Below are 23,205 nucleotides of genomic sequence, written 5' to 3'. Positions count from 1 at the left end.
CGAGTAAACGGTGAGTAAGTTGCATAGGTGGGGGCCCACGATCACCGGGGGCCACGCATGGTCCGTGAAGACGCGGGCCTGACGGATCAACAGCGAACTTCGAGGTGCGCACCTTGGCTTTCCAGATGCCGGACCGCGGCGGAGGCCCGACAGGGCCGCGGATGAGAGTGGGCCGCCCGTCCCGGCGTGTCCGCACCCTGCTCATGACGCTGGGCGTTTTGGCCGTCCTCGGCATGGCGTTCACCATGTTCGCGGGCTTTTGGACGGACTGGCTCTGGTACCGGTCGGTGGACTACTCGTCGGTCTTCACCACGACCCTGTGGACCAAGATCGGCCTCTTCTTCGTCTTCGGCCTGCTCATGGCCGCCGCCGTCGGCGTCAACATCTGGCTGGCGCACCGGCTGCGGCCACCGCTGAGCGCCATGTCGATGGAGCAGCAGAACCTCGACCGCTACCGGATGGGCATCGCGCCCTACAAGAAGTGGCTGCTGTTCGGGATCACCGCCCTGGTGGGCCTGATCGCCGGCGCCTCCGCGTCCGGCCAGTGGCGGACCTGGCTGATGTGGGTCAACGGCGTACCGTTCGGTGAGAAGGACCCGCAGTTCAAGCTGGACGTCTCGTTCTACGCCTTCGACCTGCCCTGGTACCGGTTCCTGCTCGGCTTCGGCTTCGCCGCCGCGATCCTCTCCGTGATCGCCGCCGCGCTCACGCACTACCTGTACGGCGGCCTGCGCGTCACCAGCCCGGGCGCGCGCGCCACGGCGGCGGCCACCGGGCACCTGTCCGTGCTCATCGGCATTTTCGTGGCCCTCAAGGCGGTCGCGTACTGGCTCGACCGGTACGGACTCGCGGTCAAGTCCAGCGACTTCAGGGCCACCGACAACTGGACGGGCCTGAGGTACGTCGACGCCAACGCCTACCTGCCGGCCAAGACGATCCTCTTCTGCATCGCAGTCATCTGCGCGCTGCTGTTCTTCGCCACCCTGTGGCGCCGCACCTGGCAGCTCCCCGTGATCGGCTTCGGCCTGATGGTGCTCTCCGCGATCCTCATCGGCGGGCTCTACCCGGCGATCGTGCAGAAGTTCCAGGTCCAGCCGAACGAGCAGGCCAAGGAAGCGCCGTACGTCGAGAAGAACCTCGAGGCGACGCGCAAGGCCTACGGCATCGACGGCACCAAGGTCACCGACTACACGGGCACGAGCAAGACCGAGGACAAGACCAAGCTCCGCGATGACGTCGACGCCACGGCGAGCATCCGGATCATGGACCCGAACATCGTCTCGCCGACGTTCCAGCAGCTCCAGCAGATCAGGAACTATTACGCGTTCCCGAACAATCTGGACGTGGACCGTTACGCCAAGGACGGCAAGGACCAGGACACGGTCATCGGTCTGCGTGAGCTGAACCTCGCGGGCATCCCGAAGAAGAACTGGATCAACAACCACTTCCGTTACACCCACGGCTACGGAGTGGTCGCCGCCGAAGGCACCAGCGCCGACGCCCAGGGCCGTCCGAACTTCACGGAGTCCGACCTGCCCTCCGAGGGCGACCTCGGCTCGTACGAGCAGCGGGTCTACTACGGGGAGAAGACCACCACGTACTCGATCGTCGGCGGTCCCCAGAAGGAGATCGACTACTCCGACGACAACGGCGAGAAGACCACCAGCTACAAGGGCGACAGCGGAGTCAACCTCTCCAACCCGGTCAACCGGGCCGCCTACGCGGTGGCGTTCGGCGAACCGCAGATCCTCTACTCCGGCGCCATCGGCGAGGGTTCGCGGGTCCTGTACAACCGCACGCCCAAGGAGCGCGTCGAGGCGGTCGCCCCCTGGCTGACCATCGACGGCGACGCCTACCCGGCGGTCGTGGACGGCCGTATCCAGTGGATCGTCGACGCGTACACGACGACGAACGGATACCCGTACTCCTCGCGTACGACCCTCGGTGACACCACGGCCGACTCGCTGACCGCCACCAACGACAACCGCGCGGTGGTGGCCCAGCAGAACCAGGTCAACTACATCCGCAACTCGGTGAAGGCGACCGTCGACGCGTACACCGGCAAGGTCAAGCTCTACCAGTGGGACACCAAGGACCCGGTCCTGAAGACCTGGATGAAGGCCTTCCCGGACACGGTGGAGCCCAAGAGCGACATCTCCAAGCCGCTGATGGACCACCTGCGTTACCCCCAGGACCTGTTCAAGGTCCAGCGGGAACTGCTCACGCGCTACCACGTGAAGGACGCGACGACGTTCCTCAGTGGCAGCGAGGTCTGGCAGGTGCCGGACGACCCGACGAACCGGTCGGGCAGCGCGGTGCCGCCGTACTACCTGAGCATGAAGATGCCCGACCAGAAGGCCCAGGCGTTCTCGCTGACGACGACCCTCACGCCCAACGGCCGGGACAACCTCAGCGCGTTCATGGCCGTCGACGCCGAGGCGGGCGCCAGCGACTACGGCAAGATCAGAATCCTGAAACTGCCGACGAACACAACGGTCAACGGACCCAAGCAGGTCCAGAGCCAGTTCAACTCCCAAGAGGACATCGCCGAGTCCATCAGGCTCCTGAGAGGCGGTGACTCCGAGGTCGAGTACGGCAACCTGCTGACGGTGCCCCTCGACGGAGGGCTGCTGTACGTGGAGCCGGTCTACGTACGCGGTGGCGGACTGAAGTACCCGCTGCTGCGCAAGGTGCTGGTCACCTACGGAGGCCAGACGGCCTTCGAGAACACGCTCGACGAGGCCCTCAACAAGATCTTCGGGGCGGAGGGCGCGACGCCTGAGCCACCGGACGACGGCGATACGACGCCACCACCGACGTCCGAGGACCCGACGGTCAAGCAGGCCCTGGAAGACGCCCAGAAGGCGTTCACCGCGGGTCAGGACGCCCTGAAGGAGAACGACTGGGAGGCCTACGGCAAGGCGCAGAAGGACTTGGAGGACGCCCTGCGGCGCGCCGAGGAGGCGCAGGCCGCGGCGGACAAGGCCGGCGGTGCCGGGGGCGGCGAGAGCAAGCCCAGCGGCAGCCCCAGCGCCGACCCGAGCGGCAGTCCGAGCCCGAAGCCGAGCAGCTAGGCCTCCGGCCTGGTCAAATGCTCCACCCGCGCCGTGATACGGTTGTGAACACAACGGCGCGGGGTGGAGCAGCTCGGTAGCTCGCTGGGCTCATAACCCAGAGGTCGCAGGTTCAAATCCTGTCCCCGCTACTGAAATCGCGAAGTCCGAGTGACGGAGCGACATCGAAGGCCCGGATTCCACAAAGGAATCCGGGCCTTCGTGATGTGTGAACGCATGTGCTGGTGGGGTCTGCGGCCGTGCCGCCGGGGCGAGTTGGGGGATCTGTGTTTGACTTGTCTCTCTGTGGGCATGTCGACAAAACGCTGTAGTGACCTCAATGGCTGCGGTATACCAGGTGTACCCCGGTTGCAGGTGGTGCGACGATGGACGTTATGGGGGACAAGGCAACTCTGTTCGAGACAGGGCGTTTTGTGCAGCCTTCCAGCCGGGAGGACACCGACACCCCGGACGAGACCGGGGAAATCGCCGATGAGGCGGCCGAGGAGCTGCGTCAGCGGCTCGCCGCGGAGACCGGCGACGTAGAGGCGATGAGTGTCCTCGGGGCCATGCTGCTGCGCCGTGGTGATCTCGACGGTGCCGAACCTCATCTGCGTGCCGCCACCGCCGCGGGCGACCGGGCCGCGGCCAACAACCTGGGAGTCCTGCTCCACCAGCGGGGATACGCCGACGAGGCCGCCGGATGGTGGCGGATCGCCGCCGTCGCCGGATCCACGGCGGCAGCGCACGCCCTCGGCCGGCACCACCGCGAGCGTGGCGACGAACCCGCCGCCGAGTACTGGCTGCGCCAGTCCGCGGAACAGGGCCACACCCTGGGCGCGTACGCCCTGGCCGACCTGCTGGAGCACCGCGGTGACGCGGGGGCCGAGCACTGGATGCGGGCCGCGGCCGAGCGGGGGCACCGGGAGGCGGCGTACCGGCTGGCGCGGGCGCTGGACCGCAAGGCGGCGCGGGACGCCGACGACGACGGCGCACCCGTGCCGGACGAGGCCGAGCAGTGGTACCGGCAGGCCGCCGCGCGCGGTCACCGGCGGGCCGCGCTGCACCTCGGGACGATCCTGGAGAAGCGCGGCGAGCTCAAGGAGGCCGGGCGCTGGTACCTGACGTCCGCCAAGGACGGTGAGGCACGGGCCGCTTGCGCGCTCGGATTCCTGCTGCGCGACGCGGGCGACACCGAGAACGCCGCCGTGTGGTGGCTGCGGGCCGCTCAGGACGGCGACGGCAACGCGGCCAACGCCCTGGGCGCGCTGCACGCCGAGCGGGGCGAGACCCAGACCGCCGAGCGGTGGTACCGGGCCGCGATGGACGCGGGCGACGTCAACGGCGCGTACAACCTCGGGCTGCTCTGCGTCGAGCAGGGGCGCACCCCGCACGCCGAGCAGTGGTACCGGCGCGCGGCCTACGCCGGGCATCAGGAGGCCGCGAACGCGCTGGCGATCCTGCTGCTGCGGGCCGGGGACGAGACGGGCGCGGAGCCGTGGTTCTCCAAGGCCGCGGAGGCCGGCAGCGTGGACGCCGCCTTCAACCTGGGCATCCTCCACGCCGGACGGGGCGAGGAGCAGGCCGCGCTGCGCTGGTACGAGCGGGCCGCCGCGGCCGGGCACACGGAGGCCGCGCTGCAGGTCGGCATGGCGCTGCTGCGGGACGGCGAGGACCAGGAGGCCGAACGGCACCTGAGGTGTGCGGCCGGGGGCGGGAGCGCCGAGGCCGCGTACCGGCTGGCGACCGTGCTCGACGCTCGCCGGCCGCCGGAGCCGGCGCATGAGCTCGGGGAGCCTGTGCACCGGCGGAGCGAGTGCGAGGAGTGGTACGAGCGGGCGGCCTCGCAGGGGCACCGGCGGGCGCAGGTGCGGGTCGGCATGCACGCGGCGGCCCGCGGGGACGTCGTCGAGGCGGCCCGGTGGTACCGGGAGGCGGCCGAGGCCGGGTCCCGCAACGGCGCGTTCAACCTGGGGCTGCTGCTGGCCAGGGAGGGCAGCGAGCCCGAGGCGGCGGTCTGGTGGACGAGGGCGGCCGATGCGGGGCACGGGCGGGCGGCGTTGCGGCTGGCCCTCGTCTACGCGCGTCGGGGAGAGCTGGCGGAGGGGCAGCGGTGGGCCGACCGCGCGGTGGCTCTCGGGCCTGAGTCCGTCGCGGAGCGGGCGGCCCGGCTGCGGGACGCGTTGCGGCAGGAGCTGTCGGCGTAGCGCGGAGCCGGCTGCGAAGCGCCGCCGCGTAAGCGATTTGCATCCGGCCTCTGCGTTCACGTAACGTTGCATTCACCGACGCGGGGTGGAGCAGCTCGGTAGCTCGCTGGGCTCATAACCCAGAGGTCGCAGGTTCAAATCCTGTCCCCGCTACTGAAGGCCGAGGGCCGGAATCCGAAAGGGTTCCGGCCCTCGGTGTTTGTTCAGGGCGGTGGCCCGCTGTCTCCTCGACCTGTCTCCTCCACGGACAAGCCCCGGCATCCATCGATGCCGGGGCTTGTCGGGAAGGGATGGGGCTAGGCGGCCACGCAGTTCGGGCAGACGCCGCGGTACGTCACCTCGACGTCGGAGACCGTGAAGCCGAAGCGCTCCGAGTCGGGGAGGTCCGCCAGCGGGTTGCCGATCGGGTGGACGTCCCGGATCGCGCCGCACTGGGCGCAGACCAGGTGGTGGTGCGGCTGGTGGGCGTTCGGGTCGTACCGCTTGGCGCGCTGGTCGGTGGAGACCTCCAGCACCTCGCCGAGGGTCACGAGCTCGCCGAGCGTGTTGTAGACGGTCGCCCGGGAGATCTCGGGCAGCTTGGCGACGGCCCGGGAGTGGACCTCGTCGGCCGTCAAGTGGACGTGTTCGCCGTCGAGGACCTCGGCCACGACACGCCGCTGCGCGGTCATCCGCCATCCGCGTCCGCGCAGCCGTTCCAGAAGGTCACTCATAGCCACCAGCCTAACAGCAAAACGGACCAGGTCCCGAACAGGTGTGAGTTTAGAATCTATCCTGTTTTAGACCTTGTCTACTGCGGGACTGTCAGGCGGGTACCTGCTGGCGAGCCGGAACCCAGCAGCGGATGATGTCGCGGACCGAGACGATGCCGGCGGGCTCGTCGTGGTCCAGGACGATGAGATGGCGGAAGCCGCCGTGCGTCATGGCTCGTGCCGCCTCCTCCAGGGTCCAGACCGGAGCCGCGAACACGACGTCGGTGGTGGTGTGGGCATGGGCGCGTTCCGTGTCCGGGTCCTGGCCCCTGCCCACGGAGTTGAGGATGTCGCGTTCGGTGAGGATGCCGATGCCGCCGGCGTCGGGGTCGTGGACCACGGCCGCCCCGACCCGGCGCGCGGACATCAGTGCGGCGGCCTGCCGCAGGGTGTGGTTCGGGCCGATGGTGAGGACGACGGTGCTCATGGCGTCACGGACGAGCATGGATGGAGCCACCTCCCGGGAGTGCCCCCGCTGTTTGTTCAGCGTTTCACAAGTTCACAAGATGGGGGACTCTCAGAGTGGCAGGCAAAGGGAGGGTCAACAAGGGGGCGCTCGGTAACAGCGGGGCGCGCTCAGTAGCGCTGGTTGAGATATCCGAGCAACTCGTCGTGCAGCAGGCCGTTCGACGCGGCCGCGTCGCCGCTGTGCGGCCCGGGGCGGGCGTCGAGTCCGGTGAAGGTACCGCCGGCCTCCGTGACGATGATCGCGGTGGCGGCCATGTCCCACAGGGACAGCTCCGGCTCGGCGCACATGTCGACGGAGCCCTCGGCGACCATCATGTACGGCCAGAAATCGCCGTACGCGCGCGTGCGCCACACCTCTCGGGTGAGGTCCAGGAAGCCGTCCAGCCGGCCCTGCGCCTCCCAGCCGCTGAGCGACGAGTACGCGAAGGAGGCGTCGGCGAGCTTGTTGACGCGGGAGACGTTCAAGCGGGAGGCCTTGGTGAGGCTGCGGCCGGTGAAGGCGCCGTGGCCCTTCGCGGCCCACCAGCGGCGGCCCAGGGCGGGGGCGGAGACGACACCGACGACGGGCTGGAAACCGCCCTCGCCTGCCTCCATCAGGGAGATGAGGGTGGCCCAGACGGGGACGCCGCGCACGTAGTTCTTGGTGCCGTCGATCGGGTCGATGACCCAGCGGCGGGGGCCGGTGCCCTCGACGCCGTACTCCTCGCCGAGGATCGCGTCCCGCGGGCGGGCGCGCTGGAGTTGACCGCGGATGAGCTCCTCCGCCGCCTTGTCCGCTTCGCTCACCGGTGTCATGTCCGGTTTGGTCTCGACCTTGAGGTCGAGGGCCTTGAACCGGTCCGTCGTCGCGGCGTCGGCGGCGTCGGCGAGGACGTGGGCGAGACGCAGATCGTCGAGGTAGTCGGGCATGCAACGAACCTATCTGCCGAGGTGGGGGTGGGGCTACCGGGGGTTTGTGCCGGGTGTGGGGGCGTTGTGGTCGCCCGGGGTGTTGGGGGCTCGGCGTTCGTGCCCCGGCGGGGTGGGTGCGCAACCCGGCGCCGCGGGGTGCCGCTGCGCCCACCCGTGCCGCCCTTAGGGCCCTTCTGATGGATCTCCGCGGCGTCGCGACGCCCGGCACGCCGAGAGCACGCACCGAACGCCGCCCCTTCTTCCACGGAGATCCATCAGAAGGGCCCGAGGCCGTCTCCGCAGCTCTGTGAACGCACCGCGCAGGTCGGCTCAAAGGCGCCCCCTGTGTGCCCCCGTGGACTCTTGACAGTGGTTGCGGGCGCGTCAAACCTGGGCGCAGAGCCGCCGGCCCCAAGGGGAGGCAACGATGCCTGCAGCGCGGGAATCTCTGTTGGACGCCGCCTACGCGGCGCTGGCGCGCCGGTCGTGGTCCGCCGTGCGGATGGTGGACGTCGCCCTGGCGGCCGGAGTGTCCCGGCAGACGCTGTACAACGAGTTCGGCAGCAAGGACGGCCTCGCCCGGGCGCTCGTGAGAAGAGAGGCCGACGGGTATCTCGCCGGAGTGGACCGCGCGCTCGCCGGGCACCGCGATCTCCGCGACCGGCTCACCGCCACCGCCGAGTGGACCACCTCGGCGGCCCGCGAGAACGCCCTGGTCCGCGCCATGCTCACCGGCTGCTGGAGCGAACGGCTGCCCTCGCCGGCCCTCTCGGCCGTGCCCTCCACCTCCGCCGTACCTGCTCAACGCCGCGCCGACGGCCCGCTGCCCTCACCCGGAGACCTCGTCACCCTCATCCGCGACCGGGCCGTCACCGTCCTGTCCGCACCCGGCACGCCCAAGTCCGACACCGCCGACCTGGCCCGCTCCTGCGAACTCGCCGTCCGGCTCGCCCTGTCCTGCGTGGCCGCGCCACCCGGCGAGGGCGGCGTCACCGACCTGGTCCGCAGCGCCCTGCACCGGCAGCCCGGGTGACAGGGCGTCAGTGCGCCGAGCCCGACAACTGCAGCCCGATCACGCCGACGATGACGAGACTGATCGACACCAGCTTCAGCGTCGACACCAGGTCGCCCAGGAACACCATGCCGTAGATCGCCGTCCCCGCCGCCCCGATGCCGGTCCACACCGCGTACGCGGGACCCACGTCGAGTCTCCTCAGCGCCAGGGTCAGCAGCCCGAAACTGCCGAGGGCGAAGACGCAGAACGCGACCGTCGGCCAGAGCCGGGTGAAGCCGTGCGACAGCTTCAGACACACGGCGAAGCCGGTCTCCAGCAACCCGGCCACGATGACCAGCAGCCACGCCATGAGCCGTTCCTCCCGTGTCACGCGTTCAGTGACCGCATGCATTCGGCTTGGTGCGATTAGTGATTATGCACTTACCGTCTGCGCGCTCCGACAAACAACGCTGAGGTCAGTCGCCTTCCTTTCGCTCCCGGGTGGCCAGCAGCCGCCGCAGCGAGTACAGCCGCGCCGGGTCCGCGTGCCCCTCGGCCACCCACGCGTCCAGCGCGCAGTCCTGCTCGTCATGGCTGCACGCGCGCGGGCAGCCCTCGGTGCCCGGCTCCAGGTCGGGGAAGGCGTGGATGACCCGGGACGGGTCCACGTGGTGCAGCCCGAAGGACCGCAGGCCCGGGGTGTCGATCACCCAGCCGTCACTGTCCGACAGCGGCAGCGCCAGCGCCGAGGTGGTGGTGTGCCGGCCGCGGCCCGTCACCGCGTTCACGTGCCCGGTCGTACGCCGCCGCTCCTGCGGCACGAGCGCGTTGACCAGGGTCGTCTTGCCCACTCCGGAGTGCCCGACGAACGCGGTGATCTTGCCGTCGAGCTGCTCGCGCACCCGGGTGAGGGCGGTGCCGTTCTGCAGCTCCTCGCGGCTGGTGACGACGTAGGGGGTGTCGAGATCGCCGTACAGCTCCAGCAGCTTGTCGGGCGGGGCGAGGTCCGACTTGGTCAGCACCAGCAGCGGCTCCAGGCCACCGTCGTAGGCCGCGACCAGACAGCGGTCGATCAGGCGGGGTCGGGGCTCAGGGTCGGCCAGGGCGGTGACGATGGCCAGCTGGTCCGCGTTGGCGACGACCACGCGCTCGAACGGATCGTCGTCGTCCGCCGTACGGCGCAGCACGGACGTGCGCTCCGCGATGCGGACGATCCGGGCGAGGGTGTCCTTCTTGCCGGACAGGTCGCCCACGAGGGCCACGCGGTCGCCGACCACGGCGGCCTTGCGGCCCAGCTCGCGGGCCTTCATCGCCATCACCACATGGTCATCGACGAGGCAGGTGAGCCGCCCCCGGTCGACGGTGAGGACGAGGCCCTCGGCGGCGTCCTCGTGCTTGGGCCTGATGTTCGTCCGGGGCCGGGTGTTCCGGCGGCCGGGACGGGTGCGGATGTCGTCCTCGTCGGTGTGCTTGCCGTAGCGGCGCATGACGTGATCCCCGCGTCCTACGCCCCGAGCATCCCGGTCCACAGATCGGGGAAGTCGGGCAGGGTCTTCGCCGTCGTCGCCACGTTCTCGATCTGCACTCCCTCCACCGCGAGGCCGAGGATCGCGCCGGCCGTGGCCATGCGGTGGTCGTCGTAGGTGTGGAAGATCCCGCCGTGCAGCCGGCGCGGGCGGATGTGCAGGCCGTCGGCGGTCTCGGTCACATCGCCGCCGAGCTCGTTGATCTCCTTCGTCAGCGCGGCCAGCCGGTCCGTCTCGTGCAGCCGCAGATGGGCCACGCCGCGCAGGGTCGAGGGGGAGTCGGCGAGGGCCGCGACCGCCGCGATGCCGGGCGTCAGCTCACCGACCTCGCTCAGGTCGACGTCGATGCCGTGGACCGAGCCGGAGCCGGTGAACGCGAGACCGTACTCGGTCAGTTCGCAGGAGCCGCCCATCTCGGTGAAGATCTCGCGCAGCCGGTCACCGGGCTGGGTGGTACGGGCCGGCCAGGCCGGGACGACGACCTTGCCGCCGGTCACCAGCGCGGCCGCCAGGAACGGCTGGGCGTTGGACAGGTCCGGCTCGATGACCAGGTCCCGGCCGAGCAGGGCGCCCGGCGTGACCCGCCAGACGTTCGGCTCGCCGCCCGACTCGGGCGTGTCCACCTGGGCGCCCACCGCGCGCAGCATGTCGACGGTCATGCGGATGTGCGGCATGGAGGGCAGTGCGCTGCCGGTGTGGCGGACCTCGACGCCCTGGTTGAAGCGCGGCCCGGACAGCAGCAGCGCGCTCACGAACTGCGACGAGGAGGACGCGTCGATCGCGACCTGGCCGCCCTCCAGGGCGCCGCTGCCGTGCACGGTCAACGGCAGCGCGCCGCGGCCGTCGTCGTCGATCCGGGCGCCGAGCTGACGCAGCGCGTCGATGACTCCGTTCAGGGGACGCTCGTACGAGCGGGGGTCGCCGTCGAACCGGACGGGACCGTCGGCGAGCGTGGCGACCGGCGGCAGGAACCGCATCACCGTGCCGGCGTTGCCGACGTCGACCGTGGCCGGTCCGCGCAGGCCCGTGGGGAGCACCCGCCAGGCCTCACCGGCGCCGTCCGGGCCCCCCGCGACGGAGGAGCTCGAGGACACCGTCTCCTCGATCTCGATGCCCATCGCGCGCAGGGCGCCGGCCATCAGGAGGGTGTCGCGAGAGCGCAGGGGGCGGCGCAGCCAGCCGGGCTCGGAGGCGAGGGAGGCGAGGACGAGGGCGCGGTTGGTGACCGACTTGGACCCGGGCACGTGGACCGTCGCGTCGACGGCTCCGCTCGCGTGCGGGGCGGGCCAGAGGGCGGTTTCTGCGGTGTTCGGGGCCATGCCTTTACTTTATAAGCAGGCAGGGAGGCGAGTAGTTCTTCGGGTGCGGCACCGTCGTGGTCGCGCGCGCCGTTCCCCGCGCCCCTGTGACGCTGCCCCTTCGGGGCGCATCACAGGTCCAAGAGCCACCTGCCCCCGCCTATGAGCGAGCACAGCGACACCGCGTGGAACAGGAAGAACCACAACGCCGCCGGCACATGCGTCAGCCGCGACAGCTGGTCCGCGTCCGAGTCGCCCGCCCCGCCCCGCGACCGCTTCGCCTGGAGTTCGAACGCCGGGCGCACCCCGCCCAGCAGCAGGAACCACACCACCACATAGGCGAACGCCGCCTGCACCTGAGGGCCGGCCAGCCAGGACACCAGGACGAACAGGCCGCCGGTGACGATCATGGTCAGGGCGCCGTACGCGTTGCGGATCATCACGAGCATGATCAGGAGCAGGGCGGTGGCCAGCCACAGCAGGAGCGTGATGCGGCCGGCGCCCAGCAGGGCCGCTCCGCCCAGGCCCAGCAGGGGAGGGGCGGTGTAGCCGGCGGCGGCCGTGAGGATCATGCCGATGCCGTGCGGCTTGCCGCGGCTGACGGTCAGGCCGCTGGTGTCCGAGTGCAGCCGTATGCCGGTGAGGGTGCGGCCGGTGAGGAGGGCCACGAGCCCGTGGCCGCCCTCGTGGGCGATGGTGATGGCGTTGCGGGAGACGCGCCACAGGCCGTGCGGGATCACCACGGCGAGCGCGGCGGCCAGAGTCGCGAGCACCACCCACAGGTCGGGGTCGGGCTGCGTGCCGGAGACCTCGTCCCAGAGGGAGGCGAGCGAGGCGGTAGCGGTGCTGTCCATGTGTGGCGTTGGCTCCCTGTGGTCGGATGGAATCTGGCAGTGTGGCACGTATGTGCGGACGGTATTCAGCGAGTCGCAGGCCAGAGGATCTCGCAGGAATCTTTGAGATCGAGAAGTGGGAGCCCGAGGAGACCCTCGAGCCGGACTACAACGTGGCGCCCACCAAAGAGGTCTACGCCGTCCTCGACCGCCCTCTGAAGGACGTGGACGACCCGCGGCCGGTTCGGCAGCTGCGAAAGCTGAAGTGGGGGCTCGTCCCGTCCTGGTCGAAGACCCCGGAGGGCGGCGCCCGGATGATCAACGCCCGCGCGGAGACCGTCCACGAGAAGCCGTCCTACCGCCGTGCCTTCACCTCCCGGCGCTGCGTCCTGCCCGCCGACGGCTACTACGAGTGGGTCACCGGCACGCAGGAGCGCGAGCTGGAGGTCGAGGGAAAGAAGAAGCGGCCCCGCAAGCAGCCGTACTTCGTGACACCGGCGGACGGGTCGGTCTTCGCCATGGCCGGGCTGTACGAGTTCTGGCGGGACCGGACGCTGCCCGACGACCACCCGCAGTCCTGGTGGGTGACGTGCTCCGTCATCACCACCGAGGCCGAGACGAGCCCGCTGGCGGTGTCCCCGGCGGACGGTCCCCGGGCCCTGGCCGAGATCCACCCCCGGATGCCGCTGATGCTGACCCCCGACCGCTGGGACGCCTGGCTCGACCCCTCCCGCACCGACCCCGACGAGCTGCGCGAGCTGCTCGCCCCGCCGCCCGCCGGGCTGATGCGCGCCTACCCCGTCACCACGGCCGTCAGCAACGTCCGCAACAACGGGCCGGAGCTGCTGAAGGAGCTGGAAGGGCCCGAAGAGGGCACACTCTTCTGACGTGACGCATGTGACGAAAGCGACCAGCACGGCCACCGAGACCGTCGAGACCGACGCCGGAACCGCCCGCATCACCTGGCACCGGGCGAAGAAGGCCCGGCTCGTGCTCGCCGTCAGCCACGGCGCGGGCGGCGGTATCGAGGCCCGCGACCTGATCGCCCTGGCCGAGGCCCTGCCGGCCCACGGCGTGACCGTGGCCCGGGTGGAGCAGCCCTGGCGGGTGGCCGGGAAGAAGCTGGCGCCCGCGCCGAAGACCCTGGACGTCGGCTGGCGCGGCCTCTGGCCCGCCCTCGCCGCCCCCGGACTGCCGGTGATCTCCGGGGGCCGCAGCGCCGGGGCCCGGGTCGCCTGCCGGACCGCCACGGAACTGGGCGCCCACGCGGTCCTCGCCCTCAGCTTCCCCCTCCACCCGCCGGGCAAGCCGGAGAAGTCCCGGGCCGACGAACTGCTCGGTTCCGGGGTGCCCACCCTGGTCGTCCAGGGCGGGAACGACCCCTTCGGGAAGCCGCAGGAGTTCCCCGCTGGGTCGTACGAACTCGTCGAGGTGCCGTACGGCGATCACGGCTTCGCCGTCCCCAAGCGGGCGGAGATCTCGCAGGACGAGGCCGTGAAGCTCATCACGGACGCGGTCGTGGAGTGGACCGGGTCACTCGGGTAAAGCTTCGGGAATGCCGGGACGGCGGTCACTGTTGTGCGGGACGTACGTGCTGGAGACCAGCGCAGACGCCGTAGGAGAGGAAGTCCGCCGCATGGGTTCGACCATCTGCCCGACCCGCAGCAGCCGCGCCGACCTGGACTGGACGGTGCTGCACGCGGCCAGGACCGCCCCTGTTCGGGCGGCGGGCGGACCGGATCGTCGTCTATCCTCCGATTCGGGTGAGACCGGTCTCGGTCTCACGAGAACACTCGAGGAGGTGGGTCCGGTCACAGGGACCGACGCAGGGACCGAACACGGCCAGGCGGAGCAGCCCGAGGGCCAGGGCGGCACGGGCGCGGAGACGGCCGCGGAGCGCAGTGCGCGCTTCGAGCGGGACGCGCTCGAGTTCCTCGACCAGATGTACTCGGCCGCGCTGCGCATGACGCGCAACCCGGCCGACGCCGAGGACCTGGTGCAGGAGACGTACGCCAAGGCGTACGCGTCCTTCCACCAGTTCCGCGAGGGCACCAACCTCAAGGCGTGGCTGTACCGGATCCTCACCAACACCTTCATCAACTCGTACCGCAAGAAGCAGCGCGAACCTCAGCGCTCCGCGGCCGAGGAGATCGAGGACTGGCAGCTCGCCCGCGCCGAGTCGCACATGTCGACGGGCCTGCGCTCCGCGGAGTCGCAGGCGCTCGACCACCTGCCCGACTCGGACGTGAAGGAAGCGCTCCAGGCGATCCCCGAGGAGTTCCGCATCGCCGTGTACCTCGCGGACGTCGAGGGGTTTGCCTACAAGGAGATCGCCGACATCATGGGGACACCCATCGGTACGGTGATGTCCCGGCTGCACCGGGGCCGCCGTCAGCTGCGCGGCATGCTGGAGGACTACGCCCGTGACCGCGGGATGGTCCCGGCCGGCGCCGGAGAGTCGAACGAAGCGAAAGGCTCGGGGTCATGAGCTGCGGAGAGCCGCACGAGACGGATTGCAGCGAAATCCTCGATCATCTCTACGAGTTCCTCGACCGGGAGATGCCGGACTCGGACTGCGTGAAGTTCGAGACCCACTTCGAGGAATGCTCGCCCTGCCTCGAGAAGTACGGGCTCGAACAGGCCGTGAAGAAGCTCGTCAAGCGCTGCTGCGGGCATGACGACGTGCCGGGCGACCTGCGGGCCAAGGTCATGGGACGGATCGACCTGATCCGTTCCGGCCAGGCGGTCCCCGATCAGGACGTGACGGCCTCGCCCGCCTCGCCCCAGGAGTCCTGACACTCCTGCGCTTTTCAACTACCCCGCCTCCTCGGGGGGTAGTCATTTTCGAACGCGTCACTCGAACGTGCTAATCCGCGGGCTATCGGCCCGTGGAGCCCCCCACCGGCGTCCTAGGCTCCGGGCCTGACGGACATGGCCGGGGAGGGGCTCATGGAAGCGGTATCGGCGCGGGCACGGGTGTATGTGGCCTCTGTCGCCGTCGCCGCCCTGTGCTGTCTGCTCCCGCTGCCCGGCGTCCGTACGCCCTGGTGGGCGGTCGCGCTGCTCGCCGCGCTGTACGCCGGGTGCGAGCGCGTCGCCCGGTCCCGGTTCGTCGGCATCTCGCACCCGGCCGGGACCTTCTACCCCGTGCTGCTCGCCGGCGCCTTCCTGCTGCCGGCGCCCGCCGCCGCCCTGGTCGCCGTGCCCGCCTCGCTGCTCTCGCCCGTCGGGCAGCGGCCCGCGGCGCTGCGGCGCGTCTGGCGGGCGGCTCAGCTCGTCCTCGGGGTGTGGGCCGCCGCCAAGGTGCACTGGCTGCTCGGCGGGCGGGACGCGGTCGTCGCGGGCGACGTCCCCTACGCGCTCGGGCCGGCCGGGGCCGCCGTGCTGGCGTTCTGCCTGGTGCTCGCGCTGCTGGACGGCGGGATCCTCGCCGTTGCCGAGCGCGTGCCGGTGCGGCGCGCCTGGCGGGGGCTGGTGGCGCGTTCGCTCGCGCCGATCGCCGTGCACGGGCTCGCCGGGCTGATGATGGCCGTCCTGTGGCGCAGCCCGTACGGTCCCGTGGCCGCGCTGCTCGTGCTGCTGCCGATGTGCGTCTCGTGGTGGGCGTTCGCCCAGTACCACCGGGAACGGGCCGCCCACCAGGCGACCATCCGGGCGCTGGTCCAAGCCGTCGACATCAAGGACGGGTACACGCGCGGGCACAGCGAGCGCGTCGGACAGGCCTCCATGATGATCGCGCGCGAACTGGGCATGGCCGACGAGCGCGTGGAGGTGCTCCGCTTCGCCGGGATCCTGCACGACGTCGGCAAGCTGGGCGTGCCCACCCGGCTGCTCAGGAAGAACGGGCCGCTGACCCCCGAGGAACGGCGCGTGATCGAGCTGCACCCCGAGTACGGGCACGAGATGGTGCGCGGCATCGGCTTCCTCGGCGAGGCCCGCGCCGCCGTACTGCACCACCACGAGCGGCTGGACGGCAGCGGGTACCCGTACGGACTGGTGGGCCGTCAGATCCCGGAGTCCGCACGGGTCGTGGCCGTCGCCGACGCCTTCGACGCCATGACCTCCACCCGGAGCTACAGCAGGGCCCGCCCCGTCCCGGTGGCCCTGGAGGAGCTGGAGCGGTGTGCGGGCAGCCACTTCGACCCCGTGATGGTCACCGCCCTGGTCGAGGCCGTACGGCGGGCGGGCTGGCACCCCGCGGTGACCGCCGACGACGCCCACCCGCCCCTGGTGCCCCCGCCCGCCCCACCGGTCTCCAGCCGGCCCGGAGCACACCGATGAGCGCGTGCGGGGCGCCTCACCTGCGCACCCTCGTCCACGCGTCCGCCGCCCTCCTCGCCACCGGCTCCCTCGCCGTCACGCTCTACAACGGACTCGAGGAACGCCGGGTCGCCCTCGCGTTCGGGGTCCTCGTCACCGTCGGGGAGCTCACCCGGCAGGGCGGCGCGCGGATCCGGGAACCGGCACCGCTCGGGGCCGCGGCGGCACTGTCGTACGCGCTGCTCGGGGAGGCCGGCGGGCAGGCCACGCACCACGGCGTCGCCCAGGTCGTCGCCGTCGTGCTGGCCGCCTCTCTGCTCGGCAGCGTGCCGCACGTCGCCCGCGGACAGGGGCCCACCCTCGACCACCTGGCGCGCCGCATGCTCACCGTCGGATTCGTCGCCGTGTGCTTCCAGCCCCCGTACAACCGGGGGATGTTCGACGACTGGGGCGGACTCGCCTACGCGCTGCTGCTCCTCGCGCTGCTCTCCCTGACCGCGCTGTGCGACGCGGTGCTCGCCGCCGCCCTGGCCCACTCGCGCACCGGCTGGCCCTTCGGCCCGGTACTGCGGGACGAGCTGCGGGCCGTGTGCGGCATCGGGTCCGCCGTCATCGCGACCGGGGCCGTGATGGCGCTCGCGGTCGCCGTCGTCGGGCTGTGGGCGCTGCCCGTCTTCTCCGTGCCGCTGCTGCTCGCCCAGATGTCCTTCCGGCGGTACGCCGCGGTCCGGGCCACCTACGGGCAGACCATCGCCTCCCTCGCACGGGCCACCGAGGTCGCCGGCTACACCCCCTGCGGGCACGCCCGGCGGGTCGCCGCGCTCGGCCAGGCGGTGGGGCGGGACCTGGGCCTGACCGAGCCCGAACTGGCCGTCCTGGAGTACGCCGCGCTCATGCACGACATCGGCCAGCTGAGCCTCGTCGACCCGGTGCCGGCGGGCGCCACCGCCGACCTGCCCGCCGCGGAACAGCGGCGGATCGCGCTGCTCGGCGGTGCCGTCGTACGGCAGACGGGGGTCCACGAGGCGGTCGCCGTGGTCGTGGAACGGCAGGCCGACCCCTACGCCGAGCAGCCGCTCGCCGCGCGAATCGTCCGGGCCGTGAACGCGTACGAGGAGAAGTCCAGGGAAGGCGGGCCCGGCGGGCCGCTGACGGCGCTGGAGGAACTCCGGCTCGCCACCGCCGGGAAGTACGCGCCGGAGGTGGTGGAATCAATGGCCCGGGTACTGGCAAGGGGCAGTCTGACTCCGCCCATGGCTGGGTAACCCATGGGTAATGAGCGCCTCGGAGGCCGTACGTGGTTGGATGCGAAGGAGAAGGTGTCCGGGGGCTCGAAACACAGGTACGGCCAGCCCACCGCACGGAACTGGCAGGCGGGAATCGTGAGGATCTTCGGCAAGGGACGGCACCGGCCCTCCGCCTCCTGGCGGCAGGCCACAGACCGGGCGTTCACACTTATCGGCGACGGTAGGTACGAGGACGCGGGCGCACTGTTGACACGTGCCGCCGACCTCGAGCCCTGGTTGTCCGAGTCGTGGTTCAACCTGGCCCTGCTGCACAAGTTCCGGCACGACTGGGAGCAGGCGCGGGCGGCGGGCCTCAGGGCCGTGGCCCTGCTCGACCGGGACACCGGTGCGCCCGACTGGTGGAACGTCGGCATCGCCGCGACCGCCCTCCAGGACTGGCCACTGGCCCGGCGCGCCTGGCAGGCCTACGGGCTGCGGATGCCGGGTTCCGCCATGGCCGCCGGCGAGCCCGTCGGCATGGATCTCGGCAGCGCGGCCGTACGGCTGTCCCCGGAGGGGGAGGCCGAGGTCGTGTGGGGGCGGCGGCTGGATCCCGCGCGGATCGAGGTGCTGTCCATTCCGCTGCCGTCGTCGGGGCGGCGCTGGGGCGAGGTCGTCCTGCACGACGGAGTGCCGCACGGGGAGCGGACCACGGCCGCCGGGCACACCTACCCGGTGTTCGACGAGATCGAGCTGTGGGCGCCGTCGCCGGTGCCGACGTGGGTGGTGCTGCTGGAGGCGGCGACCGAGTCCGACCGGGACGCGCTGGAGCAGCTGGCGGGTGACGCCGGATTCGCGGCGGAGGACTGGTCTTCCTCGGTGCGGTTGCTGTGCCGGATGTGTTCCGAGTCCCGGATGCCGTCGGACGAGGGTGACGGGGAGCACCTCGATCCGCATGATCACAGTGAGCCGGGGCATCCCGGGCCGCTGGGGCACCGGACGGACGGGCAGCTGTGGGTTCCGGAGCGGGAGTGCGGGTTGGCTGCGCCGGCTTCGCTGGTGAGGGGGTTGCTGGACGGGTGGGTGGCCGACAGTCCGGATTCCCGGGGCTGGCGGGATCTGGAAGAGGTCTGCTAGGCCGTCGGCGAGTGCGGGCGCGTCGTGGCTGGTCGCGCAGTTCCCCGCGCCCCCAAAAGCCGATACCCGCGTAACCTGTATCAGCATCTCAGCCCGGTCAGTTTCAGGAAGGCGTACGTAACGTCATGGCTCAGCAGGACACCGATCAGCAGCACGCGGGCGTGCTCCCCGTCGATGACGAGGGGTACGTGATCGACACGGAGGACTGCGAGGAGCGCGAGGCGGCCTGGCGGGAGCGGGGGAGCTCGCGGCCGATCACGGTGGTCGGTAACCCGGTGCTGCACAAGGAGTGCAAGGACGTCACCGAGTTCGGCGAGGAGTTCCAGCAGCTCGTCGCGGACATGTTCGCCAGCCAGCGCACCGCCGAGGGCGTGGGCCTGGCCGCCAACCAGATCGGTGTCGACCTGAAGGTCTTCATCTACGACTGCCCCGACGACGAGGGCGTCCGGCACACCGGCGTGGTCTGCAACCCGAGGCTCGTCGAACTGCCCGCCGAGAACCGCCGGCTGGACGACAGCAACGAGGGCTGCCTGTCCGTGCCCACCGCGTACGCCCCGCTCGCCCGGCCCGACTACGCCGAGGTGACCGGGCAGGACGAGAAGGGCAACCCGATCAAGGTGCGCGGCACCGGATACTTCGCTCGGTGTTTGCAGCACGAGACCGACCACCTCTACGGCTACCTGTACATCGACCGGCTCTCCAAGCGGGAGCGCAAGGACGCGCTGCGCCAGATGGCCGAGAACGAGCCCCGCTACCCCGTGGTCGCGAACGACTGAGACCTCACGAGCACCAGACGAACGGCGTCTGTCCGGGAATCCCGTCCCGAACGGACGCCGTTCGTCTGTGTCGTTCGCCTGTCCGTCGCACGTTCGATCGCTTCTGCTCTCCTGGCGATCCGTCGCCAGTCACACACCGGGAGGATCCCGGCACTGTGGGGTAGTGAATGAAGCAAATACGTTCCCAGAACGGTCAGTTGTAGTGCTGAATGGGATGAGCGGGGTATGCAACGGCGCACGCCCGGCACGAAGGGAGGGGCGCCCGCGCCAACTGGCGGCTGAGAGGGGTTAGTTCGTGCATGCTTTGCCAGACGGCACCACATCGGCACCGACCACCATCGCAGTTCCACCGTCGCTCTCTCTACCAGTGATCGAGGCGGCGTTTCCCCGGCAACTCCACCCGTATTGGCCGCAGTGCCAGGACAAGACCCGGGCCTGGCTGCTCGAAAAGCGGCTCATGCCCGCGGACAAGGTGGAGGAATATGCCGACGGCCTTTGCTACACCGACCTCATGGCCGGGTACTACATCGGTGCCCCCGACGAGGTCCTCCAGGCGATCGCCGACTACAGCGCCTGGTTCTTCGTCTGGGACGACCGGCACGACCGTGACATCGTGCACGGCCGTCCGGTCGCCTGGCGGCGGCTGCGGGACCGGCTGCACACGGCCCTCGACTTCCCCGGGGCGCATCTGCACCACGAGGACCCACTGGTCGCCGGGTTCGCGGACAGCGTGTCCCGGCTGTACGCGTTCCTGCCGAGGACGTGGAACCTCCGGTTCGCCCGGCACTTCCACGCGGTGGTCGACGCCTACGACCGGGAGTTCCACAACCGCACCCATGGAATCGTGCCCACGGTCGACGAATATCTCCGGTTGCGCCGGCTCACCTTCGCTCACTGGATATGGACGGACCTCCTGGAGCCGGCCGCGGGGTGTGAGATACCCGACCCCGTCCGGAAACACCCGGCATACCGACGTGCGGCGCTGCTGAGCCAGGAATTCGCGGCCTGGTACAACGACCTCTGCTCCCTTCCCAAGGAACTGGCGGGCGACGAGGTGCACAATCTCGGAATCAGTCTCATCGCCCATGAGGGACTGACTCTGGAAGAGGCTGTCGTCGAACTCAGGAACCGTGTCGAGAATTGCATCGAGGAATTCATCGACGTCGAACGGGAAGCATTACGGTTCGCCGACGACCTCGCCGACGGCACCGTGCGGGGAAAGGAACTGAGCGCCGCCGTGCGGGCCTGTCTGAGCAATATGCGCAACTGGTTCAGTTCCGTCTACTGGTTCCACCACGAGTCCGGCCGGTACACGGTCGACAGCTGGGACGACCGGTCCACGCCCCCGTACGTCAACAACGAAGCGGCAGGTGAGAAATGACCGTCGAGTCCGTGCAACCCGAAGCCCTGGCTCCGGATCTGCGTGAGCCGCCCCGGGCGGGCGGCGGTGTCCCCGGCCTGGGCCACGGCTGGAAGCTCGTGCGCGACCCGCTGGCGTTCATGTCCCGGCTGCGCGACCACGGCGACGTGGTCCGCCTGAAGCTCGGGCCGAAGACCGTGTACGCCGTCACCACCCCCGACCTCACCGGCGCACTGGCGCTGAGCAACGACTTCATCATCGCCGGGCCGCTCTGGGAGTCCCTGGAGGGCCTGCTCGGCAAGGAAGGCGTGGCCACGGCGAACGGGCCGCGGCACCGGCGTCAGCGGCGCACCATCCAACCCGCCTTCCGGCTCGACGCCATCCCCGCGTACGGGCCGATCATGGAGGAGGAGGCGCACGCGCTCACCGAGCGCTGGAAGGCCGGCGAGGTCGTCGACTGCACCTCCGAGTCCTTCCGGGTGGCAGTGCGCATCGCGGCCCGCTGTCTGCTGCGCGGCGACTACATGGACGAGCGGGCGGAGCGGCTGTGCGTCGCGCTCGCCACCGTCTTCCGCGGGATGTACCGGCGGATGGTGGTTCCGCTCGGGCCGCTCTACAAGCTGCCGCTCCCCGCCAACCGTGAATTCAACCGGGCATTGGCCGATTTGCATCTCCTGGTCGACGAGATCGTCGCCGAGCGCCGGGCATCCGGTCAAAAGCCGGACGATTTGCTGACGGCATTGCTGGAGGCGAAGGACGAGAATGGCGACCCCATCGGGGAACAGGAGATCCACGATCAGGTCGTCGCGATCCTCACCCCCGGCAGTGAAACCGTCGCCTCCACGATCATGTGGCTGTTGCATATGCTCGCGGAACACCCTGAACAGGCGGACCGGGTGCGTGACGAAGTGGAAGCCGTCACCGGTGGGCGGCCGGTGGCATTCGAGGACGTCCGGGGACTCCGGCACACCAACAATGTCGTCGTCGAGGCTCTGCGTTTGCGGCCCGCCGTCTGGATTCTGACGCGCCGGGCGGTCCGGGACACGGAACTCGGCGGATACCGGATTCCGGCCGGGGCGGACATTGTGTACAGCCCGTACGCGATCCAGCGCGACGCGAAGTCGTACGAGCGGAACCTCGAGTTCGACCCCGACCGGTGGCTGCCGGACCGGGTCAAAAACATCCCGAAGCACGCCATGAGCCCGTTCAGCACGGGCAACCGCAAGTGCCCGAGCGACCACTTCTCGATGGCCCAGCTGACGCTGATCACGGCGGCGCTGGCCGCCAGGTACCGCTTCGAACAGGTAGCCGGTTCGGACGACGCCACGCGGGTCGGCATCACGCTCCGGCCGAACGACCTGCGGGTGCGGCCGGTGCCGAGGTGACAGGCCGTGATCGTCAGGCCGCTTCGGGGCCCCTGAACGTGCGCCGGTAGGCGTTCGGCGTGGTGCCCACCGCCCGGACGAAGTGGTGGCGCAGTGTGGCCGCGTTGCCGAACCCCGTTCGGCCGGCGATCGCGTCCATCGTCTCGTCCGTCGCCTCCAGCAGCCGCTGGGCCAGCAGCACCCGCTGGCGCAGGACCCAGCGGTAGGGAGTCGTCCCCGTCTCCTGCTGGAAGCGGCGGGCGAAGGTGCGCGGGGACATGTGGGCGTGGGCGGCGAGCTGCTCGACGGTGACCTCGTCGTCGAGATGGTGCTCCATCCACGCCAGCACCTCGCCGATCGTGTCACCCTCGGGGTGCGGCAGCGGGCGCTCGATGTACTGGGCCTGTCCGCCGTCGCGGTGCGGCGGCACCACCATCCGCCGGGCGATCTTGTTGGCGACCTCGGAGCCCTGCTCCTTGCGCACCAGGTGGAGGCAGGCGTCGATCCCGGCGGCCGTCCCGGCGGAGGTGATCACCGGGTCCTCGTCGACGTAGAGCACGTCCGGCTCGACGACCACGCGTGGGTACTGCCGGGCGAGGTCCTTCGCGTGCTTCCAGTGTGTGGCGCAGCGGCGGCCGTCCAGCAGACCGGCCGCGGCCAGCACGAAGACGCCGGAACAGACGCTGAGCACCCGGGCGCCGCGGTCGACACCACGTCGCAGGGCGTCCAGCAGTTCCGGCGGGAAGTCCCGGGACGCGTAGGTGTGCCCGGCCGGCACGGCGATCAGGTCGGCCGTCTCCAACCGCTCCAGGCCGTGTTCGACCTGGAGCGAGAAGCCCGAGTTCATGCGCAGGGCCGGACCCTCGGCCGAGGCGACGGCGAAATCGTAGACCGGCAGGCCCTCGTCGCTGCGGTCGGTGCCGAAGACTTCGCACACCACGCCCAGTTCGAAGGGGTTCACGCCGTCGAGCAGGGCGACGGCCACGTTCTGGAGCATGTCTCCAGTGTGCCTCGCCGATGGCAGTAATTCGAGGGTCTACGGCAGTACTGCCACTGACGG

Annotated in this window: 21 protein-coding genes and 2 tRNA genes; 15 read left to right on the top strand and 8 right to left on the bottom strand. The window is 70.6% G+C overall.

Going from position 1 to position 23,205, the window contains the following annotated elements; translation table 11 throughout:
* Positions 1-125: 125 nt before the first annotated feature.
* The 4 genes from ACFZBT_RS31005 (at position 126) to ACFZBT_RS30990 (ending at position 5,413) form a co-directional block, all read left to right on the top strand.
* The gene (locus ACFZBT_RS31005; protein ID WP_391110573.1) at positions 126-3,074 is read left to right on the top strand and encodes a UPF0182 family protein; all 2,949 of its coding nucleotides are present in this window, start codon (positions 126-128) and stop codon (positions 3,072-3,074) included.
* A gap of 57 nt (positions 3,075-3,131) precedes the next feature.
* A tRNA-Met gene (locus ACFZBT_RS31000) sits at positions 3,132-3,205 on the top strand.
* Between the two features lie 234 nt (positions 3,206-3,439).
* The gene (locus ACFZBT_RS30995) at positions 3,440-5,260 is read left to right on the top strand and encodes a tetratricopeptide repeat protein (RefSeq protein WP_391110454.1); all 1,821 of its coding nucleotides are present in this window, start codon (positions 3,440-3,442) and stop codon (positions 5,258-5,260) included.
* A gap of 79 nt (positions 5,261-5,339) precedes the next feature.
* Positions 5,340-5,413, top strand: a tRNA-Met gene (locus tag ACFZBT_RS30990).
* Between the two features lie 143 nt (positions 5,414-5,556).
* On the opposite strand, the gene ACFZBT_RS30985 is transcribed toward ACFZBT_RS30990, so the two are convergent.
* From ACFZBT_RS30985 to hisN, 3 genes are all read right to left on the bottom strand, one after another.
* Positions 5,557-5,973, bottom strand: coding sequence for a transcriptional repressor (locus ACFZBT_RS30985; protein WP_391110451.1), 417 nt, complete (start codon positions 5,971-5,973; stop codon positions 5,557-5,559).
* Positions 5,974-6,064: 91 nt separating this feature from the next.
* The gene (locus ACFZBT_RS30980) at positions 6,065-6,457 is read right to left on the bottom strand and encodes a CBS domain-containing protein (protein ID WP_391110448.1); all 393 of its coding nucleotides are present in this window, start codon (positions 6,455-6,457) and stop codon (positions 6,065-6,067) included.
* A 131-nt stretch (positions 6,458-6,588) separates the two neighbouring features.
* A complete protein-coding gene (gene hisN / locus ACFZBT_RS30975) occupies positions 6,589-7,389 on the bottom strand; it encodes a histidinol-phosphatase (RefSeq protein WP_391110445.1) in 801 nt (266 codons plus the stop codon).
* Between the two features lie 409 nt (positions 7,390-7,798).
* Here hisN and ACFZBT_RS30970 point away from each other — a divergent pair, with 409 nt between their 5' ends.
* Positions 7,799-8,404, top strand: a complete 606-nt coding sequence (locus ACFZBT_RS30970) for a TetR family transcriptional regulator (RefSeq protein WP_391110443.1) — start codon at positions 7,799-7,801, stop codon at positions 8,402-8,404.
* A 7-nt stretch (positions 8,405-8,411) separates the two neighbouring features.
* Here the strand turns inward: ACFZBT_RS30970 and ACFZBT_RS30965 are convergent, their stop codons facing one another.
* The 4 genes from ACFZBT_RS30965 to ACFZBT_RS30950 form a co-directional block, all read right to left on the bottom strand.
* Complete coding sequence (locus ACFZBT_RS30965) at positions 8,412-8,735, bottom strand: multidrug efflux SMR transporter (RefSeq protein ID WP_193481056.1); 324 nt, start codon at positions 8,733-8,735, stop codon at positions 8,412-8,414.
* 106 nt (positions 8,736-8,841) lie between these two features.
* Positions 8,842-9,852 (bottom strand): ribosome small subunit-dependent GTPase A, encoded by a 1,011-nt coding sequence (gene rsgA / locus ACFZBT_RS30960; RefSeq protein ID WP_391110438.1) that lies wholly within the window; start codon positions 9,850-9,852, stop codon positions 8,842-8,844.
* 17 nt (positions 9,853-9,869) lie between these two features.
* A complete protein-coding gene (aroA, locus tag ACFZBT_RS30955; RefSeq protein ID WP_391110435.1) occupies positions 9,870-11,210 on the bottom strand; it encodes a 3-phosphoshikimate 1-carboxyvinyltransferase in 1,341 nt (446 codons plus the stop codon).
* Between the two features lie 110 nt (positions 11,211-11,320).
* The gene (locus tag ACFZBT_RS30950; RefSeq protein WP_391110432.1) at positions 11,321-12,043 is read right to left on the bottom strand and encodes a M50 family metallopeptidase; all 723 of its coding nucleotides are present in this window, start codon (positions 12,041-12,043) and stop codon (positions 11,321-11,323) included.
* 50 nt (positions 12,044-12,093) lie between these two features.
* Here ACFZBT_RS30950 and ACFZBT_RS30945 point away from each other — a divergent pair, with 50 nt between their 5' ends.
* The 10 genes from ACFZBT_RS30945 (at position 12,094) to ACFZBT_RS30900 (ending at position 22,166) form a co-directional block, all read left to right on the top strand.
* Entirely contained in the window at positions 12,094-12,909 is an 816-nt protein-coding gene (locus ACFZBT_RS30945; protein WP_391110429.1) for an SOS response-associated peptidase family protein, read from the top strand.
* Between the two features lie 10 nt (positions 12,910-12,919).
* Complete coding sequence (locus ACFZBT_RS30940; protein ID WP_391110570.1) at positions 12,920-13,567, top strand: alpha/beta family hydrolase; 648 nt, start codon at positions 12,920-12,922, stop codon at positions 13,565-13,567.
* A 256-nt stretch (positions 13,568-13,823) separates the two neighbouring features.
* The gene (gene sigR / locus ACFZBT_RS30935; RefSeq protein WP_189723136.1) at positions 13,824-14,510 is read left to right on the top strand and encodes an RNA polymerase sigma factor SigR; all 687 of its coding nucleotides are present in this window, start codon (positions 13,824-13,826) and stop codon (positions 14,508-14,510) included.
* On the top strand, positions 14,507-14,818 hold the full coding sequence (rsrA, locus tag ACFZBT_RS30930; RefSeq protein ID WP_391110425.1) for a mycothiol system anti-sigma-R factor: 312 nt from the start codon (positions 14,507-14,509) through the stop codon (positions 14,816-14,818). The genes sigR and rsrA overlap by 4 nt, the downstream gene beginning before the upstream one ends.
* Positions 14,819-14,971: 153 nt before the next feature.
* Complete coding sequence (locus tag ACFZBT_RS30925; protein ID WP_391110422.1) at positions 14,972-16,303, top strand: HD domain-containing phosphohydrolase; 1,332 nt, start codon at positions 14,972-14,974, stop codon at positions 16,301-16,303.
* Complete coding sequence (locus tag ACFZBT_RS30920; protein WP_391110419.1) at positions 16,300-17,547, top strand: HD domain-containing protein; 1,248 nt, start codon at positions 16,300-16,302, stop codon at positions 17,545-17,547. The genes ACFZBT_RS30925 and ACFZBT_RS30920 overlap by 4 nt, the downstream gene beginning before the upstream one ends.
* Before the next feature lie 117 nt (positions 17,548-17,664).
* The gene (locus ACFZBT_RS30915; protein ID WP_391110417.1) at positions 17,665-18,645 is read left to right on the top strand and encodes a tetratricopeptide repeat protein; all 981 of its coding nucleotides are present in this window, start codon (positions 17,665-17,667) and stop codon (positions 18,643-18,645) included.
* 125 nt (positions 18,646-18,770) lie between these two features.
* Positions 18,771-19,421: a peptide deformylase gene (gene def / locus ACFZBT_RS30910; protein ID WP_391110414.1), complete on the top strand. Its 651-nt coding sequence runs from the start codon at positions 18,771-18,773 to the stop codon at positions 19,419-19,421.
* Positions 19,422-19,716: 295 nt separating this feature from the next.
* Positions 19,717-20,802: an epi-isozizaene synthase gene (gene cyc1 / locus ACFZBT_RS30905; protein ID WP_391110411.1), complete on the top strand. Its 1,086-nt coding sequence runs from the start codon at positions 19,717-19,719 to the stop codon at positions 20,800-20,802.
* Positions 20,799-22,166: a cytochrome P450 gene (locus ACFZBT_RS30900; RefSeq protein ID WP_391110408.1), complete on the top strand. Its 1,368-nt coding sequence runs from the start codon at positions 20,799-20,801 to the stop codon at positions 22,164-22,166. Before cyc1 ends, ACFZBT_RS30900 begins: the two co-directional genes overlap by 4 nt.
* A gap of 13 nt (positions 22,167-22,179) precedes the next feature.
* Here ACFZBT_RS30900 and ACFZBT_RS30895 read toward each other — a convergent pair whose 3' ends face one another.
* Positions 22,180-23,142 carry a helix-turn-helix domain-containing protein gene (locus tag ACFZBT_RS30895; RefSeq protein WP_391110405.1) on the bottom strand — a complete coding sequence of 321 codons (963 nt, stop codon included), beginning with the start codon at positions 23,140-23,142 and terminating at the stop codon, positions 22,180-22,182.
* Positions 23,143-23,205 lie beyond the last annotated feature (63 nt).

Source organism: Streptomyces sp. NPDC008137, assembly GCF_042957035.1.
Lineage (GTDB): Bacteria > Actinomycetota > Actinomycetes > Streptomycetales > Streptomycetaceae > Streptomyces.
This window is presented reverse-complemented; position numbering and strand designations above follow the sequence as displayed.

Coding starts and splice junctions, on each gene's coding strand:
- ACFZBT_RS30925 (WP_391110422.1), top strand. CDS start 14,972: ATGGAAGCGGTATCGGCGCGGGCACGGGTGTATGTGGCCTCTGTCGCC.
- hisN (WP_391110445.1), bottom strand. CDS start 7,389: ATGCCCGACTACCTCGACGATCTGCGTCTCGCCCACGTCCTCGCCGAC.
- ACFZBT_RS30900 (WP_391110408.1), top strand. CDS start 20,799: ATGACCGTCGAGTCCGTGCAACCCGAAGCCCTGGCTCCGGATCTGCGT.
- ACFZBT_RS30995 (WP_391110454.1), top strand. CDS start 3,440: ATGGACGTTATGGGGGACAAGGCAACTCTGTTCGAGACAGGGCGTTTT.
- rsrA (WP_391110425.1), top strand. CDS start 14,507: ATGAGCTGCGGAGAGCCGCACGAGACGGATTGCAGCGAAATCCTCGAT.
- ACFZBT_RS30920 (WP_391110419.1), top strand. CDS start 16,300: ATGAGCGCGTGCGGGGCGCCTCACCTGCGCACCCTCGTCCACGCGTCC.
- ACFZBT_RS30985 (WP_391110451.1), bottom strand. CDS start 5,973: ATGAGTGACCTTCTGGAACGGCTGCGCGGACGCGGATGGCGGATGACC.
- ACFZBT_RS31005 (WP_391110573.1), top strand. CDS start 126: ATGCCGGACCGCGGCGGAGGCCCGACAGGGCCGCGGATGAGAGTGGGC.
- ACFZBT_RS30895 (WP_391110405.1), bottom strand. CDS start 23,142: ATGCTCCAGAACGTGGCCGTCGCCCTGCTCGACGGCGTGAACCCCTTC.
- aroA (WP_391110435.1), bottom strand. CDS start 11,210: ATGGCCCCGAACACCGCAGAAACCGCCCTCTGGCCCGCCCCGCACGCG.
- def (WP_391110414.1), top strand. CDS start 18,771: ATGGCTCAGCAGGACACCGATCAGCAGCACGCGGGCGTGCTCCCCGTC.
- rsgA (WP_391110438.1), bottom strand. CDS start 9,852: ATGCGCCGCTACGGCAAGCACACCGACGAGGACGACATCCGCACCCGT.
- ACFZBT_RS30965 (WP_193481056.1), bottom strand. CDS start 8,735: ATGGCGTGGCTGCTGGTCATCGTGGCCGGGTTGCTGGAGACCGGCTTC.
- ACFZBT_RS30970 (WP_391110443.1), top strand. CDS start 7,799: ATGCCTGCAGCGCGGGAATCTCTGTTGGACGCCGCCTACGCGGCGCTG.
- ACFZBT_RS30980 (WP_391110448.1), bottom strand. CDS start 6,457: ATGCTCGTCCGTGACGCCATGAGCACCGTCGTCCTCACCATCGGCCCG.
- ACFZBT_RS30950 (WP_391110432.1), bottom strand. CDS start 12,043: ATGGACAGCACCGCTACCGCCTCGCTCGCCTCCCTCTGGGACGAGGTC.
- ACFZBT_RS30945 (WP_391110429.1), top strand. CDS start 12,094: ATGTGCGGACGGTATTCAGCGAGTCGCAGGCCAGAGGATCTCGCAGGA.